Source organism: Nonomuraea mesophila (assembly GCF_004352805.1).
In the GTDB taxonomy this organism is placed as follows: Bacteria; Actinomycetota; Actinomycetes; order Streptosporangiales; family Streptosporangiaceae; genus Nonomuraea; species Nonomuraea longispora.
The window spans coordinates 1-24,313 of the sequence record NZ_SMLD01000143.1 but is presented as its reverse complement, the minus strand read 5'-3'; the positions used below and the strand labels follow the sequence as shown (position 1 = coordinate 24,313).

Genomic DNA, 24,313 nt, shown 5'->3' with positions numbered 1-24,313 from the left:
CTCACTCTCCGCCGAGGGGTGGACGGCACCCGTCCCTCGGCGGAGAGTGAGGTCGGACGCTGGCCCGTGCCGGTGCCCTCGTCCACGTGGTTCCGCGAGGACGGGGCTCCGCCGGCCGAGGAGACCCACTTCGACGTGGTCGCCGTGAACGGCAGGCTGACCCGCAGACTGATACTACGCGGCACAGGCTGAATCTCCGGCGTTCACGTTCACGCCGGGGAGCGCGTCAATGGACGTCGTTCGCCCACACCGGCAAGCCCCGGGCCCAAGGAGCTCCCGCCTGGCGCGCGTTCGGCAAGGCCGGCAGCGTGCTCAGCCTCAAGCCGAAGAGCCAGGGCGGCATCGGCCCCGCGGACTTCGAGGAGCACCACTGCGGCTTCTGGCGCGGGATCACCGGCTGACCGCGCCCGGCGCGCGTCTGCCGGGCGTACCCGTAAGCGATGAAGAATCTCTTCGCAAAGATCTCGCTTGCGAAGGAAAATATTGAGACGCTGAACCCCACCACGCGCCCCCAGCCCAAGGAGTGGTTCATGCGCAGACTATTGGCGATCTCCCTCGTCGCCACCCTGCCGTTAAGCACCGTGACAGCGGCGCACGCCCAGGAACCCGCCGGCCGCCAGGCGGCCTTCGCCTCCGCCGCCGAGGAGTTCCAGGTGCCCGAGAGCGTCCTGCTCGGCGTCTCCTATCTCGAGTCCCGCTGGGACGCCCACGCCGGGCAGCCGTCCACCGACGCCGGGTTCGGGCCCATGCACCTGACCGACGCCGCCGCCTTCACCGGGTCCAACCACCACCACGAGGGCGGTGAGGACGCCCGTGGCGACGAGAGCCGGCCCCTGCCCGCCCCGAGCGAGCGTCCCGCGCCCACTGACCTTCCCGCCTCACTGCGCACCCTGGAGAAGGCCGCCGAGCTCACCGGCGAGAGCCGCGAGCGGCTGCGTACGGATGCCGCCGCCAACATCCGCGGCGGAGCGGCGCTGCTCGCCGACCACCAGAGGGCGCTCGGAGCGCCGCTGAGCGACGAGCCCGGCGACTGGTACGGCGCCGTCGCGAAATACTCGGGCGCCGAGGAGGCGGGCGCGGCCCGGTTCTTCGCCGACGAGGTCTTCGCGACCATCAAGGAGGGCGCCGAGCGCACGACGGACGACGGCCACCAGGTGAGGCTGGCTCCCGTCCCCGGGCTCACGAAGGTCGGGAAGTGGCTGGACAAGCTCGGGCTGCGCAAGCCGAGGACCGACGGCGTGGAGTGCCCGGCGTCGATCTCGTGCGAGTGGATCCCGTCGGCGTACCAGGAGTTGCCGAACGACGACTACGGCCACTACGACCTGGCGAACCGCCCGTTCAGCCAGAAGATCGAGTACATCATCATTCACGACATGGAGGGATATTTCCTGCCCTCCATCCGCCTCAACCAGGACCCCACGTACGGCGCCAGCTGGCAGTACTCCGTCCGCTCCACCGACGGCCACATCGCCCAGCACATCAAGGCCAAGGACGTCGCCTGGCAGGCGGGCAACTGGTACGTCAACGCCAAGTCCATCGGCATCGAGCACGAGGGTTTCCTCGCCGAGGGCGGCACCTGGTACACCGAGGCGATGTACCGCTCCTCCGCCCGCCTGGTCCGCTATCTGGCGCTGCGGAACGGCGTCCCGATGGACCGGGCCCACATCCTCGGCCACGACAACGTCCCGGGCACGCTGCCGACCACGGTCAGGCAGATGCACGAGGACCCGGGCCCGTTCTGGGACTGGGCGCACTACTTCCGGCTGATGGGCGCGCCGCTGCACGGCCTCGGCGGCCCCAAATCCGGCTCGATCATGATAAAGCCGGACTTCGCGACGAATAAGCCGTACTTCTACGGCTGTGACCGCCAGAACCCCGAAGCCGCCTGCCCGCCGCTCCCCGCCGGCACCGTCTGGCTGCGCACCGAGCCGCGCGAGGACGCCCCGCTGATCAAGGACATCGGCAAACACCCCACAGGCGAGTCGCTCTACAGCGTGTACGACCACAGCGCCAGGGCGAGCACCGGCCAGCGTTTCGCCGTGGCCGGCAGGCAGGGCGACTGGACCGCCATCTGGTATCTCGGCCAGAAGGCGTGGTTCCACAACCCGAAGAGCGCGCCCACGGCCGTGCCCTCCATGGGCCTGGTGGTCACCCCCAAGCCCGGCAAGGCGACCGTCCCGGTCTACGGGCGGGCGTACCCGGAGGCGGAGGCCTATCCGGAGGGCATCCCCTACCAGGAGGTGACCCCGCTGCAGTACACGTTCTCGGCCGGCGAGAAGTACACCCTTGCGGGCCCGGCCGCCACGGAGTACTACCGCGCGGTCACCTTCGACCTGGAGGACCACAAGGTGGTGCGGGGCAGGACGAAGTATCTGCAGATCCAGTTCGGCCACCGCGTGATGTTCGTCAAGGCTGACGACGTGCGGGTGACGTTCTCCGGGTGAACGCGTTGACGGCGCGCCTGGTGCTCGCGAGCGCCTCCTGAGAGGAGTCGAACGTACGCTGGGCGACGCCGACGAACACGCAGTCGACGACGAGGAGCTGGCTGATCCGGCTGGCCAGGGCGCCGGGACGGAACTCCGTCTCGCGCCCGGCCGAGATCAGCACGTGTTCGGCCAGCTCCGCGATGGTGGAGCGGGGGTTGTTGGTGATGGCGACGGTGGTGGCGCCGCCCTCGGCGGCCCGGGAGAGCGGCTCGATCACGTCGGGGGTCTCCCCCGAGGTGCTGACGCCGAGCGCCACGTCGCCGGGCTTCAACAGCACGGCACTGGTGAGTGCCAGGTGAGCGTCCTGGAAGGCGTGGCTGGACAGCCCGATGCGCAGCAGCTTCTGGGAGAAGTCCTCGGCCACCAGCCCCGACGCGCCCACGCCGTAGGCGTCGATCCGCCGCGCCTCGACGACGGCGTCGACCACGAGCCCGAGCCGGTCGGAGGTCAGCTGCGCCACCGTGTCGTTGATCGCCTCGGACTCGGCCCGCGCCACCTTGTGGATGACCTCCGAGAGCGGGTCGTCGGGGGCCAGGTCGCCGGGCACCAGCCGGTCGGGCTGCGCGGCGGCGGCCGCGAGGGCTAAGCGCAGCTGCGGGTATCCCGCGAACCCGAGCAGCCGCGCCGTGCGCACGATCGTCGCCTCGCTGGTGCCGGAGGCGGCGGAGAGCTCCGTGATGGTGCTGCGCGCCACCGTCGCCGGATCTTCGAGTATGAGGCGGGCGACGGTCTGGGCGGCAGGCGTCAGGGACGGCAGCACACCGCGAACCGTGGCCACCAGAGTGTCGGCCCGCAGGCCGTTGCCGCTGTCGTCCACGGTCCCGATTATGCCGCTTGTTCCGTCATCCCGAGCTGCTGGTCAACGCAGAGTTCCGTTCGTCATGCCGGCGGGCTCCTCAGGCACGGTGACGAGGCCCAGCTCGGCCGGGGTGACGACGAGCGGATGGTCCGGGACGACTCGTACGGTGTAGCCGAAGGCGCCCGTGTGGTCGAGCGGCACGACCCCGGTGTAGTGCGCCCGTTTGTCGTCCTCCACCGACGAGAACTCCAGCTTCGCGTACGAGGGACGCACGAGCTCGTCGTGCGGCCCCACCTTGCCGTAGACGGCCTCGACCCGCACGTCACCGGGCTCCAGGTCGCCGAGCGCGATCGTGGCGTGCAGCTCGATCGACGACCCGACCTCGGGTGTGTCGCCCACACCGGACGCCTCGGCGTGCTCGACCCTGACACCGGGCCATGCCTTGGCCACGCGCAGCCGCCAGGCGGCGAAGGCCTTCGCCGGGGAGTACCCGTCGGCGGACAGCGCCCTGGCCGCGGCCGCCGCCGGGTTGTACAGGCCGACGACGTAGTCGCGCAGCATGCGCCCGGCGAGCACCTTCGGCCCGAGCGAGGCCAGCGTGTGCTTGACCATCTCCATCCACCGCCGGGGCGGCCCGTCGCCCGGCCGGTCGTAGAACCGGTCGGACACCTCGTGCTCGATCAGGTCGTAGAGCGCGGCGGCCTCCAGCTCGTCGCGGCGGTCGGTGTCGGCCACGCCGTCCGCGGTGGGGATCGCCCAGCCGTTGGAGCCGTCGTACCACTCGTCCCACCAGCCGTCGCGGATCGACAGGTTGAGGCCGCCGTTGAGCGCGGACTTCATCCCCGACGTGCCGGACGCCTCCAGCGGGCGCAGCGGGTTGTTCAGCCAGACGTCGCAGCCCTGCACCATGAGCTGCCCGAGCGCCATGTCGTAGTCGGGCAGGAAGACGATGCGGTGCCGGACCTTCTGCTGGTCGGCGAACTTGACGATCTGCTGGATGAGCTTCTTGCCGCCCTCGTCGGCCGGATGGGCCTTGCCCGCGATCACGATCTGGACCGGCTTGTCCGGGTCGAGCAGCAGCTCGGTGAGCCGGGCGGCGTCGCGCAGCATGAGCGTGAGCCGCTTGTAGGAGGGCACGCGCCGGGCGAACCCGATGGTCAGCACGTCGGGGTCGAGCGCCTCGTCGATCCAGCCCAGCTCGGCGTCGGAGGCCCCGCGTTCGCGCCACGACCGGCGCAGCCGCGCGCGGGCGCCCTCGACGAGCCGCCTGCGCAGCGTCCCCCTGATCTGCCAGATGTCGGCGTCGGAGATCTTCTGGATGCCGTCCCAGCCGCGGGCGCGTTCGATCAGCGAGGGCAGCTCGCGGTCGGCCAGCTCCATGAACTCGCGGCCCACCCAGGTGGGGGCGTGCACGCCGTTGGTGATCGAGCCGATCGGCACCTCGTCCAGGTCGAAGCCCGGCCAGAGGTCCTTGAACATCTCCCTGCTGACCTCGCCGTGCAGCTGCGACACGCCGTTGACGCGCTGGGCGAGCCGCATGCCCATGACGGCCATGTTGAAGCGGCCGGGGTCGGACTCGGCGCCCAGCGCCAGGATGCGGTCGACGGGCACGGTCGGCCAGGCGTTCGAGCCGCCGAAGTGCCGCTCGATCATCTCGACGGGGAACCGGTCGATCCCGGCGGGCACGGGCGTGTGCGTGGTGAACACCGTGCCGGCGCGCACCGCCTCCCACGCCTCGTCGAAGGAGAGCCGCGCCTCGGTCAGCTCGCGGATGCGCTCGAGGCCGAGGAAGCCGGCGTGGCCCTCGTTGGTGTGGAACACCTCGGGATCGGCATGCCCGGTGATCTCGCAGTACGCCCTGATGGCCCGCACACCGCCCACGCCCAGCAACAGCTCCTGCATGAGCCGGTGGTCGGTGCCGCCGCCGTAGAGGCGGTCGGTGACGTCGCGGGCGGCGGTGTCGTTGTCGGCCACGTCGGAGTCGAGCAGCAACAACGGCACCCGGCCCACCTGCGCCACCCACACCTGGGCGTGCAGCACGCGGTCGTCCGGCAGCCCGATGCGGATCTTGACCGGCGCGCCGCCTTCGTCCTTCAGCAGGCTGAGCGGCAGCCCGCCGGCGTCCAGCGACGGGTAGTGCTCCTGCTGCCAGCCCTCGGGCGACAACGACTGCGTGAAGTAGCCGTGGCGGTAGAGCAGGCCGACCGCCAGGATCGGCACGCCGAGGTCGCTGGCGGCCTTGAGGTGGTCTCCGGCGAGGATGCCGAGACCGCCCGAGTATTGAGGCAGGGCCGCGGCGATGCCGTACTCGGGCGAGAAGTACGCGATGGCGCGCGCGGCGTCGGGCAGCGTCTGGTACCAGCGCGGCGAGGTCATGTATTCGCGCAGGTCGTCGGCGGCGTCGGCGAGGCGGCGCAGGAAGCGGCGGTCGGCGGCCAGCTCGGACAGCCTGGCGGGGGTCACCGCGCCGAGCAGGGCGACGGGGTCGTGCCCGACCCGCTCCCAGAGCGCGGCGTCGACCTCGGAGAAGAGGTCCATCGTCTCCGGGTGCCAGCACCAGCGTAGATTGTGCACGAGCTCGCCGAGGGCGGCCAGCTCCGCGGGCAGGACGGTGCGGACGGTAAACCGGCGGATAGCTCTCACGTTTCTGCACCCTACGGGCTAGGAGGGACCTCTCAGTCCTTCACCCTCATGATGACCGTTCAAACCCCTTCCAGGAACAAGCATGAAGAGGCACCATTGGGGCAACTTTCCTCTTTGTTGGCCCTCCCACAGACACACTCGGGAGGTCTATCCACTGCTGTCCAGAAATAACGTGCAAGGATCGTTACTGCCAGGGTAGGCCGCCTCCAGCGGACCACCGGCGCGTGCATCCACGGAAAGCCTCCGGCGGCACCGAGTGTGTCGCCGCAAACCCTTGAATGCGATGATCGGACGAATTCCCATCACGGACATCTCCCCCGTCGTCGACTGCGGGCAGTGGCCCGCCAAGGCGGTCGCCGGCGAGACCTTCGAGGTCTCGGCGACCGTCTTCAGAGAAGGCCACGACGCCGTGGCCGCCGGCGTGGTGCTGACCTCGCCCGACGGTCAGCGCTGGCGGCTGAGACCGATGCGCGAGCAGGCGCCGGGCACCGACCGCTGGCGCGTGGAGGTGTGCCTGCCGGCCGAGGGCGACTGGCTGTTCCGCGTCGAGGCGTGGAGCGATCCGATCAGCACGTGGCTGCACGACGCCGAGATCAAGATCCCGCGCGGGATGGACGTCGACCTCATGTGCGAGGAGGGCGCCCGGCTGTTCGAGCGGGCCGCGCGGGCCGTACGCGTGGCCGACTGCGCGAATGACCGCCCTGCTCAGGAGGGCCAGGCCGGCGCGAACGGGCATCGCAGGCAGAACGGCAACGGCGAGAGCGCGTGCGGGCACCGCGCGGCGCTGCTGTCGATCGCCGCCACGCTGCGCGACGACAACCTCGATCCGCGGGCGCGGTTGTCGATCGCCCAGCTTCCCGAGACCGCCGCGCTGCTGCAGGCGCACCCGTTCCGCGAGCTGGTGACCAGGTCGAGGTCGCACAAGGTCAGGGTCGACCGGCGCAGGGCGCTCTACGGCTCCTGGTACGAGTTCTTCCCCAGGTCGGAGGGGGCGGTCGCTGACGAGTTCGGCGTCAGCAAGTCCGGCACCTTCCAGACCGCCGCCAAGCGGCTGCCCGCGATCGCCCGGATGGGCTTCGACATCGTCTACCTGCCGCCCATCCATCCGATCGGCACGACGTTCCGCAAGGGGCGCAACAACACGCTGAGCCCCGAGCCCGACGACCCGGGCTCGCCGTGGGCGATCGGGTCGGAGGACGGCGGCCACGACGCCGTCCATCCCGACCTCGGGACGTTGGAGGACTTCGACGAGTTCGTCGGCCGGGCCAGGGAGCTCGGCATGGAGGTGGCGCTCGACTTCGCGCTGCAGTGCTCGCCCGACCACCCCTGGGTGAAGGAACACCCGGAGTGGTTCACGATCAGGGCGGACGGGTCGATCGCGTACGCCGAGAACCCGCCGAAGAAATATCAGGACATCTACCCGATCAACTTCGACAAGGACCCGGAGGGCATCTACGCCGAGGTCAAGCGGGTGCTGATGCACTGGATGCGCCACGGCGTGCGGATCTTCCGGGTGGACAACCCGCACACCAAGCCGGTGGTGTTCTGGGAGCGGATGCTGGCCGACATCCACACGACCGATCCCGACGTGATCTTCCTGTCGGAGGCGTTCACCCGTCCTGCCATGATGCGCGCGCTGGCCAAGACGGGCTTCCACCAGTCGTACACGTACTACACGTGGAAGAACTCCAAGTACGACGTGGAGAGCTACCTGTCGGAGCTGGCCCACGAGACCTCGCACTATCTGCGGCCGAACCTGTTCGTCAACACGCCGGACATCCTGCACGAATATCTGCAGCACGGCGGCATGCCGGCGTTCAAGATCAGGGCGGTGCTGGCCGCGCTGGCATCGCCGGCCTGGGGGGTCTACTCCGGGTATGAACTGGGGGAGAACGTACCGGTACGCCCGGGTAGCGAAGAATACCTGGATAGCGAAAAATATCAGTACAAGCCTCGCGATTGGGTAACAGCCGAACGCGAGGGGCGTAGTCTGGCTCCCTTCATCACTCACCTGAATTTGTTCAGAAGAGCGCATCCGGCACTGCAGGAATTGCGTAACCTACGGTTCCACAGGGTCGATCAACCGGACATCGTTTGCTTCTCGAAACGGCTACCGGGCGCCTATGACACGGCCACACGAAGGCACGGGCTGGGCGACGTCGTACTGGCGGTCATCAACTTGGATCCACACCACACCCACGAGGCCACCGTAGATCTCGACCTGCCCGCCATCGGTCTCGACTGGAACGCGGAGTTCGTCGTCGACGACGAGTTGTCGGGCGAGTCGTACCGCTGGAGACAGAGCAACTATGTACGCCTCGACCCCCACATCCAGCCTGCCCATATTCTCACCGTACGAGCCGCGCCACGGTAGAACTGAATTCAGCGGGGAGTCTTCAACGTGTGTGACAGCGCCTCCCTCATGAGCACCCTGCGAGGCGGCTCATGAGCATCACACCCATTCCCAACACCTTTGACGAAGAGAAGCCGCGCGACCCCTACTGGTACAAGCGCGCGGTCTTCTACGAGGTCCTCATCAGGGGCTTCGCCGACTCCAACGGCGACGGGACCGGCGACATCCGCGGTCTCATCAGCCGCCTCGACTATCTGCAGTGGCTCGGCGTCGACTGTCTGTGGCTGCTGCCGCTCTACGAGTCGCCGCTGCGTGACGGCGGCTACGACATCGCCGACTTCATGAAGATCCTGCCCGAGTTCGGGGATCTGGGTGACTTCGTGAAGCTTGTGGACGAGGCACACAAACGCGGCATGCGCGTCATCGCCGACCTCGTCATGAACCACACCAGCGACGCCCACCCCTGGTTCCAGGCGTCGCGGCACGACCCCGAGGGCCCGTTCGGCGACTTCTACGTGTGGTCCGACACCGACGAGAAGTACCAGGACGCCCGGATCATCTTCATCGACACCGAGACGTCCAACTGGACCTACGACCCCGTGCGCGGCCAGTACTACTGGCACCGGTTCTTCCACCACCAGCCCGACCTCAACTACGAGAACCCGGCCGTGCAGGACGCGATGCTGGAGGTGCTGCGGTTCTGGCTGGACCTGGGCATCGACGGGTTCCGGCTGGACGCGGTTCCGTACCTCTTCGAGGAGGAGAACACCAACTGCGAGAACCTGCCGAGGACCCACCAGTACCTCAAGCGGATCAGGTCGGAGGTCGACCGCCTCTTCCCCGACCGGGTGCTGCTCGCCGAGGCCAACCAGTGGCCGTCGGACGTCGTGGAGTATTTCGGCGACTCAGTGGGCGGCGGGGACGAATGTCACATGGCCTTCCACTTCCCGTTGATGCCGCGAATCTTCATGGCCGTACGCAGGGAATCGCGCTACCCGATCTCCGAAATTTTGGCCCAAACACCCAAAATTCCGGAGAATTGCCAATGGGGCATCTTCCTCCGCAACCATGACGAGCTCACGCTCGAAATGGTCACGGACGAGGAACGCGACTACATGTACACCGAATACGCCAAAGATCCTCGCATGCGGGCAAATGTCGGCATTCGTCGCCGTCTGGCTCCCCTGCTGGAGAACGACCGCAACCAGATCGAGTTGTTCACCGCGCTGCTCCTGTCGTTGCCGGGCTCCCCGGTGCTCTACTACGGCGACGAGATCGGCATGGGCGACAACATCTGGCTCGGCGACCGCGACGGCGTGCGCACCCCCATGCAGTGGGACCCCGACCGCAACGCCGGCTTCTCCGACTGCGACCCCGGGCGGCTCTACCTGCCGGTCATCATGGACCCGATCTACGGCTACCAGGCCATCAACGTCGAGGCCCAGCAGAAGAACGCCGGCTCGCTGCTGCACTGGACCAAGCGCATGATCGAGATCCGCAAGCGGCACCCGGTCTTCGGCCTGGGCGGCTACGCCGAGCTCAACTCCTCCAACCCCAGCGTGCTGGCGTTCGTGCGCGAGCTGGGCGACGACCGCATGTTGTGCGTGAACAACCTGTCGCGCTTCCCGCAGCCGGTCGAGCTCGACCTGCGCAGGTTCGTCGGCGTCGCTCCCGTGGAGACGATGGGCGGGGTCCCATTCCCGGCAATTGGCGAACTTCCGTATCTTTTGACGCTTCCCGGGCATGGGTTCTACTGGTTCACGCTCCCGCCGGCCGTCATCCAGGAGGAGTAGGACGTGCTTGACGAGCTCCTTGCCACATGGATCGGCCGCCAGCGTTGGTTCGGTGGCAAGGGGCGCCCGATCGACGCTCTGTCGATCGACTCGGACGTCGAGCTGACCCCCGGGCTCCGGCATCTGATCGTCGCCGTCTGGCAGGAGGGCTCGCGCGACCGCTACCAGGTGCTGCTCGGGGAGCGCCCCTCGCTCCCCGACCGGCTGGCCCACGCGCTGATCGGCACGGCCGGCGACGTGCACCTCTACGACGCCGTACACGACTCCGAGCGCACCGGCTGGCTGCTCGACGGGATGGCCCGCGGCGAGGACCGCAGCGGCCTGCGCATGCGCCACGTCCCCGGCGCCGCCATCGACACCGAACCGCGCAGCGTGGTCCTGAGCGCCGAGCAGTCCAACACCTCACTGGTGTACGGCGACGCCTACATCTGCAAGCTGTTCCGCCGGCTCATCCCCGGCGTCAACCCCGAACTGGAGATCGTCACCGCGCTCGCCGCCAGGGACGCGCCGCACATCGCGCAGCCGTACGGGTGGATCGAGACCGACCTCGACGGCACCGGCACCACGCTCGCGTTCATGCAGGAGTTCCTGTCCACCGCGAACGACGGCTGGGACCTCGCCCTGGCCAGCGTGCGCGACCTTTACGCCTCGCTGCCCGAGATCCCCGCCTCCGAGGTCGGAGGGGACTTCGCGGCCGAGTCGCTGCGGCTCGGCGCGGCCACCGCTCGCGTGCACCGCGAGCTGGCCGCCGCCTTCCCCACGGACGTCATCGAGACGCACGAGGTCAAGCGCATGGCCGAGGGCTTCAGACGCCGGCTCGGCCGCGCGGTGGCCGAGGTGCCCGCGTTGCGCCCCCACGTACCCGGCATCGAACACGCCTATCACCAGGTGGAGCTGCTCACTAGCGAGGTGCCCGTGCAGCGGGTTCACGGCGACTACCACCTCGGCCAGGTGATGCGTACCACGACGGACTGGGTGGTGCTGGACTTCGAGGGCGAGCCGGGCCAGCCGCTGGCCGAGCGCAGGGCGCTGTCGTCGCCGCTGCGCGACGTGGCGGGCATGCTGCGCTCGTTCGACTACGCGGCCAGGCACCTGCTGGCCGGCCACTCCGAGGTCGACGACCTGGAGCCGCGGGCGCAGGAGTGGGCCGACCGCAACCGGGCCGCGTTCCTCGACGGATACACCGAGGGCGGCGGCGTGATCACCCGCGGGGACGCCGTGCTGCTGCGGGCGTTCGAGTTGTCGAAGGCCGTGTACGAGGTCGTCTACGAGGCCCGCAACCGGCCCACGTGGCTGCCGATCCCCCTGGCCGCCTTCCGCCCCCGCCGGCGCTCTGACCGGTAAGCCCGGCGAAACCCAGCGGTCACCGCACTAGTTCCGACCGGGCATCATCGACATCAGCAGCCCGTGGGTCCCGTCGTCGGCGGCGGCCACAAGCCCACGGCCTGCCTCGATCGGGGCACCGTCGATTCCGGTGACGACGCAGCCGGCAGCCCGGCACAAAGCGATGCCGGCCGCGAAGTGCACACTCCTGGACAGATCGCCGCCATCGGTGACGTACGCGGCGCGCTTGCCGGCAGCGACCCAGGCCAGCGCCAGGCTCGTGGACACGACCCGAGGCCGGAAATGTGCGACGAATCCAGGGTGTGCCAGCAGATCCACGGCCCGAAATGCGGGCGCACCCGGGAACGGCGGATCCAGGTTGACGTCCACCAACCGGGTAACGGGCGAGGGCTTCAGCAGTGCGTCGGTCCCGCCATGCCGCACCCAGGCGGTCTCCCCGTCGGTGAAGAAGATGTCGCCGCTGAACGGGTCGGCCACCGCCGCCGCCCCATCACGCAGCGCCACGTTGACGGCCACCAGCATGGTGCCGGCGGCGTAGTTCAGCGTGCCGCACAGGGGGTCCACCAACCACTGGCGCACAGCGCCGGCGGCGCCCTGCTGCCCGCCTTCCTCGCCGACCACCCGTCATCGGGCCGTGCGGCGCGAATGACGCCAAGGATCGTCTTCTCAGCCTCCACATCGGCAGCGGTGGCGAAGTCCCCGGCACCCTTGTCGATGCGGTTGAGCAGCCGGCCGTACATGTTGCGGACGACGTCCGCGCCGGCCCGCGCCCCGGCTATCGCGACCGCGGCATCGTCGGGACCGGCAGAGGAGTTGATCACGCCGTGCAGACTATCGAGGCTGGGAAGGCGTGCCGACGAACGGATGCACGCGACATGGGAGGCCTTCCTGCCCACCGGCATCCCCGACCGGCCGGCCACACATGAGAACACCGGGCCGGCCGACCACGAAGACCCGGTGAACGTCCGGCAGATGTCCTGTCAATGTCCTTCCCTGCCCGGCCTGGCTTCACGAGAATCTTGCACCACTATGAGCTGGGCATGCGCCCAACGGCGGCAAGTAATCTCCGAGCTCGGAATCCAGGAAAGAGGAATTTCGTGAGACCTTTTATAGCAACGCTCACGGGCATCGCCACGACGGCGGTCCTCCTGGCGGTCACGACGCCCAGCGCGAACGCTGCGACGTACGCTCTGCTGGCGCAAAGCAGCAAAGGTGGTGTCACCGCCAAGCTCTGGCGCAACAAGCAGACAGGGAGGGTCCACGCGAACGCTGTGAACGTGAGGCCAGGAGAGATGGCCAGACTGGACCTCTACCAGGGCCTCACACGGGAGAAGGCCATTCTCCAGCCGGGCAAGGGCAACAGGGTCAACACCCGGTCGCGGCCCGTCCATCCGCCGCAGAAATGGTCGGCCTGCGCGGGTTCCCCCGCTGGAGGGTCGCGTTTCGTGTGCACGCGGTACGTCCACATCGGCCGCTGACCGCCTTTCGACGAGCCTTCCCGCAAGAGGTCATGACCCGCGTACGCTCGTTGAGCCGTACGCGGGTTTCCGCTGCCCCCGCCAGCGGGCTTCGCGGTGACCGACCGTCCCTCTCTTGACATCCTCCCGGCCCTGCAAGGACCGGGATTCCAGCCGTCGCCGACTGGCCTTCCTGCTTCACCGCCGGTCGCCCGCTCGGGAAAGGGAACTCTCGTTGAGGTCTTACACCAGCTCCACAGGCGTTTCACCTCTCCGCAAGCCCTGCGGCGAGGGTGCTTCTGATCGTTCGTCCGGTGGCTTGGTCATCACCACCGTCGAACACACTACCGAACCGTGCGATGTCGTGCGGCGTTGTGACGCCGGTTCGCCTGGCGGCGAATCGGCTACCCCTGTCCTGCTCCGCAGGGGCCCGATTCCTCCCCCGTCTGAAGGCGGGGGTTTCCTCGGAGGTATCTGGTGAGATCACCCAACGTGATCAACCGACCACCCTGGCGCGGAACACTACGAAGACCTGGTTAAGAACGGAAAAAGGATCCCCGATCGTCCCGTGGGCGGACCCGGATTTTGCACTTTCGGTGATTGTCTCGGTGATAGCGGGCAGTGCCTGGGATGGACGGTCATCATGGGGCAAGGTGGGGAGTATGCCGATGAGGACAGAGCTCGACCGCCTGGCGGGTGGGGCGCACCACGACCCGCACTCCGTGCTGGGAGCCCATCCCGTGGCGGGCGGCGTGGTCTTCCGCGCGCTGCGGCCACTGGCCGAGCGGGTCGCGGTGGTGCTCGACGACGGTACGAGCCACGGCATGAAGCACCAGGCCCACGGCGTGTTCGAGGTCACCGTCCCCGGCCTCGACAAGGTGCCCGGTTACGCGCTGAGTGTCAAGTACGCGGGCGCGGAGCCGTACCTGATGCGTGACCCCTACCGGCACTGGCCCACGCTGGGCGAGGTGGACCTGCACCTCATCGGCGAGGGGCGGCACGAGCGGCTCTGGGAGGTGCTCGGCGCCCGCGTGATGGAGCACGAGGACGTCGAGGGCACGGCGTTCGCCGTCTGGGCGCCCAACGCGCGCGGCATCAGGGTCGTCGGCGACTTCAACCACTGGGACGGCACCGCCTACCCCATGCGCTCGCTGGGGCGATCGGGGGTGTGGGAGCTGTTCGTTCCCGGGCTGGGCGTGGGCGAGCGGTACAAGTACCAGATCCTCGGCGCCGACGGAATGTGGCGCGACAAGGCCGACCCGATGGCCAGGCGGACCGAGGTGCCGCCGATGACGGCGTCCGTGGTGGACAGGTCCGAGCACGTCTGGGAGGACGGCACATGGATGGCCGAGCGGCGCGAGACGCAGCCGCAGCACGGCCCCATGAGCATCTACGAGGTGCACCTGGGTTCGTGGCGGCCCGGGCTGTCGTACACCGAGCTGGCCGAGCAGCTCTCCACGTACGTGTCCGACCTGGGCTTCACGCACGTGGAGCTGCTGCCGGTGGCCGAGCACCCGTTCGGCGGGTCCTGGGGTTACCAGGTGACGTCCTACTACGCGCCGACGGCCAGGTTCGGCACGCCTGACGATTTCCGCACGTTCGTGGACCTGTTGCACCAGCGCGGCGTCGGGGTGCTGCTCGACTGGGTGCCGGCCCACTTCCCCATGGACGACTGGGCGCTCGCGCGCTTCGACGGCACGCCGCTGTACGAGCACGCCGACCCGGCGAGGGGCGAGCACCCCGACTGGGGCACGTACGTGTTCGACTTCGGCCGCAGGGAGGTCAGGAACTTCCTCGTGGCCAACGCCCTCTACTGGCTGAAGGAGTTCCACATCGACGGGCTGCGGGTGGACGCGGTCGCGTCGATGCTCTACCTCGACTACTCGCGGCGCGAGGGCGAGTGGACGCCCAACGTCTACGGCGGCAGGGAGAACCTCGACGCGGTGGAGTTCCTCAAGGAGATGAACTCCGTGTGCTACCGCGAGGCGCCCGGCATCTCGACCGTGGCCGAGGAGTCGACGGCCTGGCCGGGGGTCTCGCGCCCGGTGCACCTGGGCGGGCTCGGCTTCGGGTTCAAGTGGAACATGGGCTGGATGCACGACACGCTGGAATACCTGCGCCACGAGCCGATCTTCCGCCAGTACCACCACCACAAGATGACGTTCTCGCTGCTGTACGCGTACTCGGAGAACTACGTGCTGCCGCTGTCGCACGACGAGGTCGTGCACGGCAAGGGTTCGCTGCTGGGCAAGATGCCCGGCGACGAGTGGCAGCGGTTCGCGCAGGTACGGGCGCTGCTGGCGTTCATGTGGGCCCATCCGGGCAAGCAGCTGCTGTTCATGGGGGGCGAGTTCGGCCTGGGTTCTGAGTGGTCGGAGGAGCGCGGCCTCGACTGGTGGGTGCTGGAGTTCGACGGGCACCAGGGCGTGCAGCGGCTCGTACGCGACCTCAACCGCGTCTACAAGGAGAGCCCCGCGCTGTGGCAGCAGGACCACACGCCCGAGGGGTTCCGGTGGATCGACGCCGACGACGCTTCCGGCAACACGTTCTCGTTCGTCCGTTACGGGACCGACGGGTCGGCGGTGGCGTGCGTGGTCAACTTCAGTGGCGGGCCGCACGAGAGCTACCGGCTCGGGCTTCCGTACGGCGGCCCGTGGACGGAGATCGTCAACACCGACGCCTACGACTACTGGGGCAGCGGCGTGGGCAACATGGGCTTGGTGGAGGCGGGCGACGAACCGTGGCACGGGCTGCCGCACTCGGCGACGCTGCGGGTGCCGCCGCTCGGCGCGGTCTGGCTCAGGCACGAGGCGCCGGCGACTGACCGGCAACCGGACGGCGACTGATCGGTGAATGATCGGCGGCTGACCGGTGACTTGACGGCGGCTGATCGGCGGACGCTGAAAGTTCCGTGAGAATGCGGGCGGGAGCCCTGGGCGTGTCGGGCAAATCGCCCTAAACTCCGAGATCATCCCCTCTCGGAGGACGCGTGCGACTTCGCCCCCTGATCGTGTGCACGATCGCCCTGGCCCTGCTGCCGCTGTCGGGCCCGGCCCATGCCGACGGTCCGACGCCCACCCCGCCGCCCGCCGCGACGGAGTCCCATGCGCCCCCGGCGACCGAGCCCTCCACCGGGCCCCCCACCGGGCAGCCCGCCGAGCCTCCGGCCGAGCCGCCCGCCGAGTCTCCAGCCGAGCCCCCCGCTGAGCCGCCCGCTGAATCGCAGCCTCCCGCGGAGACCGAGACCCCGCCCGAGGAGAAGGTCGAGGAGGGCTTAGGCGTCGACGGTGGCACCGCGCGGGCCATCGTCGAGCTGACCGGCCCCGCGGAGAACGCTCCCGTCGCGGCCCAGGCCGCCGCCGAAAGCGTGGACGTGGTGCTGCAGCCGCAGAGCCAGGCGTTCATGGTCGTGAAGGGCACCGCCGAGGAACTGGCCAGGCTGGCCGAGGACCCGCGGGTCGCCTCCATCCGCCGCGACAGGACGTACACACCGACCCAGGCCGGCTCGAACCTCGCGCTGATCGGCGCCGACCAGGCGCACGCCAAGGGCTTCACCGGCGCCGGCCAGGCGGTGGCGGTGCTCGACACCGGCATCGACCCCGACCACCCCTGGTACAACGGCCGCGTCGTGGCCGAGGCCTGCTTCTCCGCCGTCGAACCCGGCGTCGAGTCGCTCTGCCCGAACGGCCAGACGCAGCAGTCCGGGACCGGCGCGGCCGACGCGACCACCGAGAAGTGCCTGTCGGGCGGCGTCAACCTGTGCGACCACGGCACCCACGTCGCAGGCATCGCGGCCGGCAGCGGCGGTGTGGCGCCCGGGGCGGGCATCGTGGCGGTGCAGGTGTTCAGCCGGGTCAACGACGAGAACCTCTGCGGCGAGCCGTCGTGCCTGCTGGCCTACGAGTCGTCGCTGCTGCAGGCCATGGACTACGTGGCCGGGCTGAGCCAGCCGGTCGCGGCGGTGAACCTGAGCCTCGGCGGGATGTTGTACGACAACGAGTGCGACACCTCCGAGGAAGGGGCCGTCTTCAAGCCGAAGATCGACGCGCTGCTGGCCAAGGGCACCGCGACCGTGGTGGCCGCGGGCAACGAGTACTACGAGGGGGCCTCGTACCCGGCCTGCATCTCCAGCGCCGTGGCCGTGGGCGCGAACGACGGCGGCGACGCCATCGCCGACTTCTCCAACCGCGGCGCCGTGCTCGACCTGTTCGCGCCGGGCGTGGACATCGAGTCGTCGGTGCCGGACAACGCGACCACCGTCTACAGCGGCACCTCCATGGCCACCCCGCACGTGGCCGGCGCGCTCGCGCTGATGAAGGCGGCCTCCCCGCAGACGCCGATGGCCGAACTGATCGACAAGCTGAAGACGACCGGCAGGCCGTACGTGTACGACGCCAACGGCACGCAGGTCACCACGCCGCGCCTCGACCTGGCGGCGGCCCTGGCCGGCGCCGCGCCGCAGCCTCCGATCTCGCAGACCCCGGTGGCGCCGCCCGAGACCGACCCTCAGCCCGATCCGGGTGACGGCAGTGGCCCCTCCCCCGAGCCGGACGTCCCCGCCGACCCGGGTCCGGAGCCGACGTCGTCCGCCTCGCCGGTGCCGCTGCCCACCGTGACGGTCACGGTGACGGTCACCGCGAGCCCCGTCGTGAAACCGGCGAGCACGGTCTGCACGCGGGGCAGGACGGCCAAGAAGCTGACGGCCAAGAAGTGGGCCGTGGAGATCCACCGCAGCAGCGGAAAGATCCCCGACGACACGCTCACCTGCTACCTGAAGCTGATCGGCAAGTCGAGCAAGGTGTTCCCCGAGCTGACGAAGGCGTCTTCGCTGGGCAAGGCGTACCGGGTGCTGAAGAACACCCGCACGGGCAAGGCCAGGCTGGACGGCGCGCTGCTGACGGCCTGGCTGAACTGGGCGCACGGCACGAACGGCACCACGACGCTGGCCGCCGCCGAGAAGGTGCGGCTCAGCAAGAAGCCGTCCGCGTCGGCGCTGAAGAAGGCGACGAAGAAGGTCGTCAGGTCGACGAGGTGACCAGAGGGAGAGGCCGGTCTCATCCGACCGGCCTCTCCCTCTGGTCGCCCTGAGGCAAAAACGTCTCCAAGGTCGCGGTGCTCGCTTTCATCTCCCACATCACCCTTGTGGCAAGGGGGATGTATGCGGCAGTACGCGGGCCAGGAGCGGAACGCTCCCGCCTCAAGGACGAACCGACCTTCGGAGGACCATGTGAGGCTACGGTCTCTGCCGGCCTGCGCGAGCGCGCCGGCCGTGTTGTGCGCCGTGTTGTGCGCCGTGTTGTGCGCCGTGCTGTTCGCGGCGCCGCCGCTGCGCGCCGACACGAAAGACACCGGCGATCCCGTCATCAGCCCCGCGCTCGTCGCGGAGATCAAGGCGAAGACCCGGGTTCGCTCCATCATCCAGCTCAAGCCCGGCCAGAACGCCCAGGTCGTCGCCAAGGAGCTCGAACAGGCCTCGGAGGGCAGCCGGGTCCTGGAGGCGGCCTCGTCGTCGCGCTTCTTCGTCGCCGAGGTGGACCAGCGTACGCTGGCCAAGCTCAGGAAGGACGACAGGATCCAGTCCGTCTACAAGGACGAACTGCGCCATCCCACGCTGGACGCCAGCACCGCCCTGATCCGCTCGGACCGGGCGAACACCGCCGGCTGGACCGGGAGGGGCACGACGGTCGCCGTGCTCGACACGGGCATCGACCGGGACCATCCGTTCTTCCGCGGCCGGCTGGTGGACGAGGCGTGCTTCTCCTCCTCCGACGCCAATGACGGCACCGTCTCGCTCTGCCCGAACAGCCAGCCGAGCCAGACAGGGCCGGGCTCGGCGGACGCCGAGACCGCCCAGTGCCTGGTCAACGGGGCGAACGCCTGCTCGCACGGCACACACGTGGCCGGCATCGCGGCGGGCGCGGTGACCGCGGGGGCGCCGTCCAACGGCGTCGCCCCCGGGGCGCGCATCCTGGCCATCCAGGTCTTCAGCCGCGTGGACAACCCCCTGACCTGCGGGTCGGGCGGCGGCAGCGCCCCCTGTTTCCTCAGCTACACCTCGGACCAGAAGCTGGCGCTCGAATACGTGGCCCGGGTCGCGAGGGCCAACAACGTCGCCGCGGTGAACCTGAGCCTGGCCGGCGGGGGCCTGTTCACCGAGGCGTGCGACGCCGACCCCGCAGCCGCGGGGGTCAAGCCGGAGTTCGACGCGCTCGTGGCGCTGGGCGTGGCGCCGGTGGTGGCGTCGGGCAACAGCGGCTCCCCGACCAGTGTCTCCTCCCCCGCCTGCATCTCCACAGCCGTCGCGGTGGGCGCGATCGACGACAACGACGTCCCCGCGGCCTTCAGCAACCGGGGGGCCTTGCTGGACCTGTTCGCGCCGGGGGTGGACATCAACTCCTCGGTGCCCGACGACACCTACGCCGAGCTGAGCGGCACCTCGATGGCCGCCCCCCACGTGGCCGGCATGTTCGCGCTGATGAAGCAGGCGTACGCGAACAACACCGTCGCGCAGAGCCTGCAGCGGCTGAAGAGCACGGGCACACCCATCCGGTACGACGCCGGAGGCACCTCGACGGTCACCGCCAGGATCGACGCGGAACGGGCCACCCCTGCCGCACGTGTCTGAGCGGGCGTCACGGCCGGAGTCCGAGGCTCCGGCCGCGCCGGTCATCATCGAACAGAACAGAACAAGAACCGATAACAGAACTCATTCGCCCTTCTGACAACACTTGTCCGATTACTACACTTCCGGTGAGAAATGCCCCCTGAACCACCGGAGGATCAGTTGAGACTCTCGTCTCTGCTGGCCGGCGCGATCGCCTTAGCCGCCACCTCGGCCGCGCTCGTCGCCACACCCGCGCTCGCCGACCCCGAAACCAAGATCGACCCTGCGATCACGGCGAGCGGCGAACACCGCGCCATCGTCCGCGTACAGCAGCCCGCCATGGTGAAGTCCGTGCAGTCCAGAGCGGAAGGGATCAAGCGGGACAAGAAGAACGTCCTCGCGAAGCCGCCCGCCAAAGTGGCCGATGCCCTCGACTTCTTCGTCTACCGCGGCACCCGCGCGGAACTGGAGAAGCTGGCCGAGCAGTCAGGGGTCGTCTCGATCCGCAAGGACAAGCTCAACGAACCCTCGCTGGTGGAGAGCGTCCCCCTGATCGGCGCCGACCAGGCGCACGACAGCGGCGTGGACGGCAAGGGCACGGCCGTCGCGATCCTCGACTCCGGCATCGACACCGACCACCCGGCCTTCGGCAGGCGCATCGTCGCCGAGGCGTGCTTCTCGGCCGCCGACCCCGCCGACGGCTCCACGCCGCTGTGCCCGAACGGCAGCGAGTTCGACATCGGCGACGGCGCCGCCGACGCCGAGAGCACGGCCTGCATGAAGGACGCCCCGCAACCGCAGTACGGCCTGTGCTACCACGGCACGCACGTCGCCGGCATCGCCGCCGGGCAGCGGACCGCCGAGTTCGCCGCCGACGGCGTCGCCCCCAAGGCGCGCATCGTGCCGGTGCAGGTGTTCAGCCGCTTCGAGAACTCGTCGTACTGCTCGGGCCGGCCTGTCTGCATCCTGGCCTACGACTCGTCCATCCTGACCGGCATGACGTACGTCGGCCTGCTGACCGACACGTACAACGTCGCCTCCGTCAACCTCAGCCTGGGCGGCGGCGAGTACACCACCGCCTGCGACACGGGCGACGGAGCCGACTTCAAGGCCGAGGTGGACAGTCTCCTCACCAAGGGCGTGGCCACGGTGGTCGCCTCCGGCAACGCCGGCCTCGACGCCTCCGTGTCATGGCCGGCGTGCGTCTCGAACACCGTCGCCGTCGGCGCCACGGACAAGCAGGACGCCGTCGCCGCCTTCTCCAACCGGGGCACGCTGATCGACGTCTACGCGCCGGGCGTGTCCATCACGGGGGCGATCGCCGGGAACACGTACGCGACGCTCAACGGCACCTCGATGGCCGCTCCGCACGTGGCGGGCGCCTTCGCGCTGCTGCACCAGCAGCGCCGCGACGCCCCGGTGGACGGGCTGCTCGCGACGCTGAAGAACACCGGCAAGCCGATCACGTACGACAGCGGGGGCACGAAGGTCACCACGCCCCGCATCGACGTGTGGGCCGCCCTGCGCGCCCGCTGATCGCTGGCGGGTGGGTGCGCGTCTCCCGCCAGCCACCCGCCACTCCGCCCCTCCTGCCCGCCTTCTGGGGCTCCCGGGTCCCGGCGGACCGTCTACCAGCAGGACGCCGAGCTCAGCCCGCAGCAGGCCGTCAGAGACATCCGGGAGATGTGCCGCCTGAAGTGGCTCGCCCCTGAGGGCCGGGCGAGAGGACGCTATTACGTCGCCGGCGTTGCCATGCGCCCGGTGCTGGACTCCCTCCGGGCATCCACCCACCCCTACGCCGAGCCCTACGGATCCCGCAGCCGGCTCCGTCCCCGCTCCCAGTAGCGGAGGGAAGGTGAGAGCGATCTGATAGCGGCCTCTGGTGTGCTGTCCGGACGTCGGCTCCCTACGGAGTACGCGACGGCAAGGACACGGGGAGGCAACCATCACCAGAACCGGACGGCCGGCTGCGCGCGATCAGCAGCCCAGGCCCTTGAGAAGTTGATCGAGCCTGGCGTAGTTGGGGTCAGCCGGTCCGATGAGTTCGCGCGCCTCCTCCCATGAGGCGCGCGCGGCATCCGGGCGGCCCATCGCGGCCTGGATCTCGCCCCGGGTCGTCAACGACTCGACCTGACCGCTCACGTCGGCCAGCCGCAGCGACATCGTCAGCGCCTTCTCACAGTGGTCCAGGGCCGTCGCATAGTCGGCGGTCCCTTGGCAGGCCGCGGCGAGGTTGGTCAACGCGCAGGCCTCCTGCAGCTCAAGGCCGTGCTCCTGGTAGATCTCCAGCGCCTCGCGGGTGGTGCCCAGGGCTTCGGCGCAGCGCCCCGCCACGATCTGGGTGGCGCCGTAGTTGAGCAGGGCGTGGGCCCGGACCACCGCGTAGGGCTCGGACCGGGCGGCTGTCTCGGCCTTGCGGTGGTAGGCGAGCGCGCGGTCGTAGTCCTCGGCCCGCTGCCAGACCAGCCCGAGCACGCTGAGTGCCCGGGAGATCTTCGCGGGGTCGCCGAGCCGCTCGGCGTTGCGCAGGGCCGCTCTCAGCGTCGCGTCGGCGTCTTCGTACGCGCCGGTGATGGAGTAGGCGCCCCCGAGCGCGAACGCGGCCTGGTATCCGGCCAGCGGATCGCCGAGTTTCTCCGCGCACTCCAGTCCTGCCCGGCCGGCCGTCAGCCAGTCGGCGTGATAACGCGCCCGGTCGAGGAAGTCCCGCATCTCGACGATCAGCTGCCAGCCGTGGTCGAGCAGGCCGTGGTCGGCGGCGGCGACGACGGCGGCGACCAGCGTGCTGCGTTCGGTCTCGAACCATTCGGACGCCGCACCGCTGCAGGGAAGGTCGGGCAGCGGGACCGCGGTCTCGCCGATGCCGCGGCCGAGCGAGATCGGGCGTGAGAAGCCGAGCGCGACGCGCGCCTGTCTGGCCGCCCGCACATACCAGTCGAGGATCCGGCGCAACGCCGCCGCGCCCGCTTCCGGCCGGTCGGCGGCCAGCCGCTCCCCGGCGTATTCCCTGAGCAGGTCGTGCAGCCGGTAGCGCCCCGGCCGGTGCCTTTCCAGCAGGTGCACGGCGGCCAGCCGGTCGAGCAGGTCGCGCGCCGTGGCCGGCGCGACGTCCAGCGACGCGGCCGCGCCCGGCAGCCCGATGTCACTGCCGGGGTAGCAGCCGAGGTGGGAGAAGGCACGGGCCAGGTCCGGCGGAAGCAGGTCGTACGACCATGAGAACACCGTACGCAGGTCGGCTCCCGGATCGCTGTCGGCCAGGGCGTCCAGCGGGCTGTGACGCTGCCTCAGGTCGTCGACCAGGTCGGCGAGGGAACGGTCGGGATACTGGGAGCCCAGCTCGGCCGCGATGCGCAGGGCCAGCGGCAGGCGTCCGCACAGCCGGGCCAGCTCGGCCAGCGCGTCGGGCTCCGCCTCGGCCCTGTGCCGCGGGATCGCCGTCGTCAGCAACGTCAGGGCGTCGTCGTCGGGCAGCTCGCGCAGCGCCAGGCGGTGCGCCCCGTCGCGTGCGGCCAGGCCGCGCAGGTCGCTCCTGCTGGTGACGATGACGAAGCAGTCGGATCCCGGCAGCAGCGGCCTGACGTGTTCGGCGTCGTGGGCGTTGTCGAGGAGGAGCAACATCCGGCGGCCGGCGAGCAGGGTGCGCAGCAGCGCCGCGGCCTCGCCCGCGTCGTTGGGGACGCGGTCGGGTGGCGTGCCGATCGAGCGCAGCAGCCGCCCGAGCGCCGCCTCCGCGGTGACCGGCCGGCCGGGGCCGTAGCCGTGCAGGTCGAGGTAGAGCTGCCCGTCGGGGAAGCGGTCCTGCCTGAGCCTGGCCCAGTGCACCGCGAGCGCCGACTTGCCCGCGCCGCCGACGCCGTGGATCGCCACCAGGGCGAGCCCGCTGCCGGACCAGCGGCCGAGCTTCTCGTCGAGCGCGCCGAGCTCGGCCGTCCGGCCGGCGAAGCCCGCCGGCGCCGGCGGCAACTGCCGCGGCGTCACCCGTTCCGGCTCGGCCTCTCCGTCCAGCAACTGCCGGTGCAGGCGTCGCAGGGGCGCCGACGGGTCCGCGCCGAGCGTGTCGGCGAGGATCTTCCGTACGGACTCGTACGCCTCCAGCGCCTCCGCCTGCCGCCGGTCCGCGATCAGCACGGTCAGCAGCCGTTCCCACAGCGGTTCGCGTACCGGGAAGCGTGAGGTCAGCACGCGCAACTCGGCGATCAGCGTGCTCGGCGCGCGGTCGCCGAGCGCCAGGTCGAGGTCGATGCGCCGTTCGACAGCCGCGAGGTAACGCTCGGTCAGCGCGGGCGCGTGGTCACGCTGGAGCGAGTCGGACGCGACGTCGGCGAGCGGCTCGCCCCGCCACAACTCCAGTGCGGCCCGCAGCAGCTCGCGGGCGCGCGCCGGCTCGTCGTCCGCGGCCCGCTCCGCGTCGCGGACGAGCCCGTCGAACCGCGCCGCGTCCACCTGGCCGGGGCCGACGTCCAGCAGGTATCCGTCGACGACGTTGCGCACCAGCCCGCCCAGCTCCGGCCCGAGCAGCCGCCGGAGCCGGTGCACGTTGTTCTGCACGGCCTCCCGGGGGCTCGACGGCAGGTCAGCGCCCCAGATCCGCTCGGTCAGTACTTCGACGGACACGACGCGCCCCGGCTGCAGGGCGAGGCTCGCCAGCAGAGCACGCTGCCGTTTCGAGGCGATCTGCACCGTACGGTCCGGCAGCCGCACTTCGAACGGTCCGAGCAGACGGATCGACACCTCGGGCACCCCGCCGCGCTCCTTTCGCTTGACCGGCACTTATGTCGAAGCTATCGCGGAAGCCGGCGGGGTGCCCGAGGTGTCGATCCGTCTGCTCGGACCG

General features: G+C 69.9%; 15 protein-coding genes. 10 read left to right on the top strand and 5 right to left on the bottom strand.

The genetic code is table 11. From position 1 onward, the window contains the following. The coding region (locus E1295_RS49245) for a hypothetical protein (RefSeq protein ID WP_166427583.1) at positions 1 to 192 on the top strand (192 nt) is incomplete at its 5' end. 338 nt (positions 193 to 530) lie between these two features. Beyond that, positions 531 to 2,444, top strand: coding sequence for an N-acetylmuramoyl-L-alanine amidase (locus E1295_RS36475; protein WP_132637879.1), 1,914 nt, complete (start codon positions 531 to 533; stop codon positions 2,442 to 2,444). On the opposite strand, the gene E1295_RS36470 is transcribed toward E1295_RS36475, so the two are convergent. Both E1295_RS36470 and glgP read right to left on the bottom strand, forming a co-directional pair. Continuing rightward, complete coding sequence (locus tag E1295_RS36470; protein WP_132637877.1) at positions 2,407 to 3,303, bottom strand: MurR/RpiR family transcriptional regulator; 897 nt, start codon at positions 3,301 to 3,303, stop codon at positions 2,407 to 2,409. The two genes, E1295_RS36475 and E1295_RS36470, sit on opposite strands and share 38 nt — an antisense overlap. 42 nt (positions 3,304 to 3,345) lie before the next feature. Continuing rightward, positions 3,346 to 5,928: an alpha-glucan family phosphorylase gene (gene glgP, locus E1295_RS36465; RefSeq protein ID WP_132637875.1), complete on the bottom strand. Its 2,583-nt coding sequence runs from the start codon at positions 5,926 to 5,928 to the stop codon at positions 3,346 to 3,348. 283 nt (positions 5,929 to 6,211) lie between these two features. Here glgP and E1295_RS36460 point away from each other — a divergent pair, with 283 nt between their 5' ends. The 3 genes from E1295_RS36460 to E1295_RS36450 all read left to right on the top strand — a co-directional run bounded on the left by E1295_RS36460 (position 6,212) and on the right by E1295_RS36450 (position 11,418). Further along, entirely contained in the window at positions 6,212 to 8,302 is a 2,091-nt protein-coding gene (locus E1295_RS36460) for an alpha-1,4-glucan--maltose-1-phosphate maltosyltransferase (protein ID WP_132637873.1), read from the top strand. Positions 8,303 to 8,373: 71 nt separating this feature from the next. Next, positions 8,374 to 10,074: a maltose alpha-D-glucosyltransferase gene (gene treS, locus E1295_RS36455; RefSeq protein WP_132637871.1), complete on the top strand. Its 1,701-nt coding sequence runs from the start codon at positions 8,374 to 8,376 to the stop codon at positions 10,072 to 10,074. A gap of 3 nt (positions 10,075 to 10,077) precedes the next feature. Continuing rightward, the gene (locus E1295_RS36450) at positions 10,078 to 11,418 is read left to right on the top strand and encodes a maltokinase N-terminal cap-like domain-containing protein (RefSeq protein ID WP_132637869.1); all 1,341 of its coding nucleotides are present in this window, start codon (positions 10,078 to 10,080) and stop codon (positions 11,416 to 11,418) included. A 27-nt stretch (positions 11,419 to 11,445) separates the two neighbouring features. Here E1295_RS36450 and E1295_RS36445 read toward each other — a convergent pair whose 3' ends face one another. Beyond that, positions 11,446 to 11,982 carry an inositol monophosphatase family protein gene (locus E1295_RS36445; RefSeq protein WP_246080770.1) on the bottom strand — a complete coding sequence of 179 codons (537 nt, stop codon included), beginning with the start codon at positions 11,980 to 11,982 and terminating at the stop codon, positions 11,446 to 11,448. Then, positions 11,958 to 12,239 (bottom strand): hypothetical protein, encoded by a 282-nt coding sequence (locus E1295_RS50365; RefSeq protein ID WP_220449069.1) that lies wholly within the window; start codon positions 12,237 to 12,239, stop codon positions 11,958 to 11,960. The genes E1295_RS36445 and E1295_RS50365 overlap by 25 nt, the downstream gene beginning before the upstream one ends. 471 nt (positions 12,240 to 12,710) lie before the next feature. Between E1295_RS50365 and E1295_RS49240 the strand changes: the two genes are divergently transcribed. The 5 genes from E1295_RS49240 to E1295_RS36425 all read left to right on the top strand — a co-directional run bounded on the left by E1295_RS49240 (position 12,711) and on the right by E1295_RS36425 (position 21,015). Further along, complete coding sequence (locus tag E1295_RS49240) at positions 12,711 to 12,896, top strand: hypothetical protein (RefSeq protein WP_166427582.1); 186 nt, start codon at positions 12,711 to 12,713, stop codon at positions 12,894 to 12,896. 647 nt (positions 12,897 to 13,543) lie between these two features. Next, on the top strand, positions 13,544 to 15,721 hold the full coding sequence (gene glgB, locus E1295_RS36440; protein ID WP_132637867.1) for a 1,4-alpha-glucan branching protein GlgB: 2,178 nt from the start codon (positions 13,544 to 13,546) through the stop codon (positions 15,719 to 15,721). A 143-nt stretch (positions 15,722 to 15,864) separates the two neighbouring features. After that, complete coding sequence (locus tag E1295_RS36435; protein WP_132637865.1) at positions 15,865 to 17,910, top strand: S8 family peptidase; 2,046 nt, start codon at positions 15,865 to 15,867, stop codon at positions 17,908 to 17,910. A gap of 192 nt (positions 17,911 to 18,102) precedes the next feature. Further along, entirely contained in the window at positions 18,103 to 19,500 is a 1,398-nt protein-coding gene (locus tag E1295_RS36430; RefSeq protein ID WP_166427581.1) for a S8 family peptidase, read from the top strand. 159 nt (positions 19,501 to 19,659) lie between these two features. Further along, positions 19,660 to 21,015 (top strand): S8 family peptidase, encoded by a 1,356-nt coding sequence (locus tag E1295_RS36425; RefSeq protein WP_166427580.1) that lies wholly within the window; start codon positions 19,660 to 19,662, stop codon positions 21,013 to 21,015. A gap of 441 nt (positions 21,016 to 21,456) precedes the next feature. Here the strand turns inward: E1295_RS36425 and E1295_RS36420 are convergent, their stop codons facing one another. Continuing rightward, positions 21,457 to 24,249, bottom strand: coding sequence for an AfsR/SARP family transcriptional regulator (locus E1295_RS36420; RefSeq protein WP_132637859.1), 2,793 nt, complete (start codon positions 24,247 to 24,249; stop codon positions 21,457 to 21,459). Positions 24,250 to 24,313 lie beyond the last annotated feature (64 nt).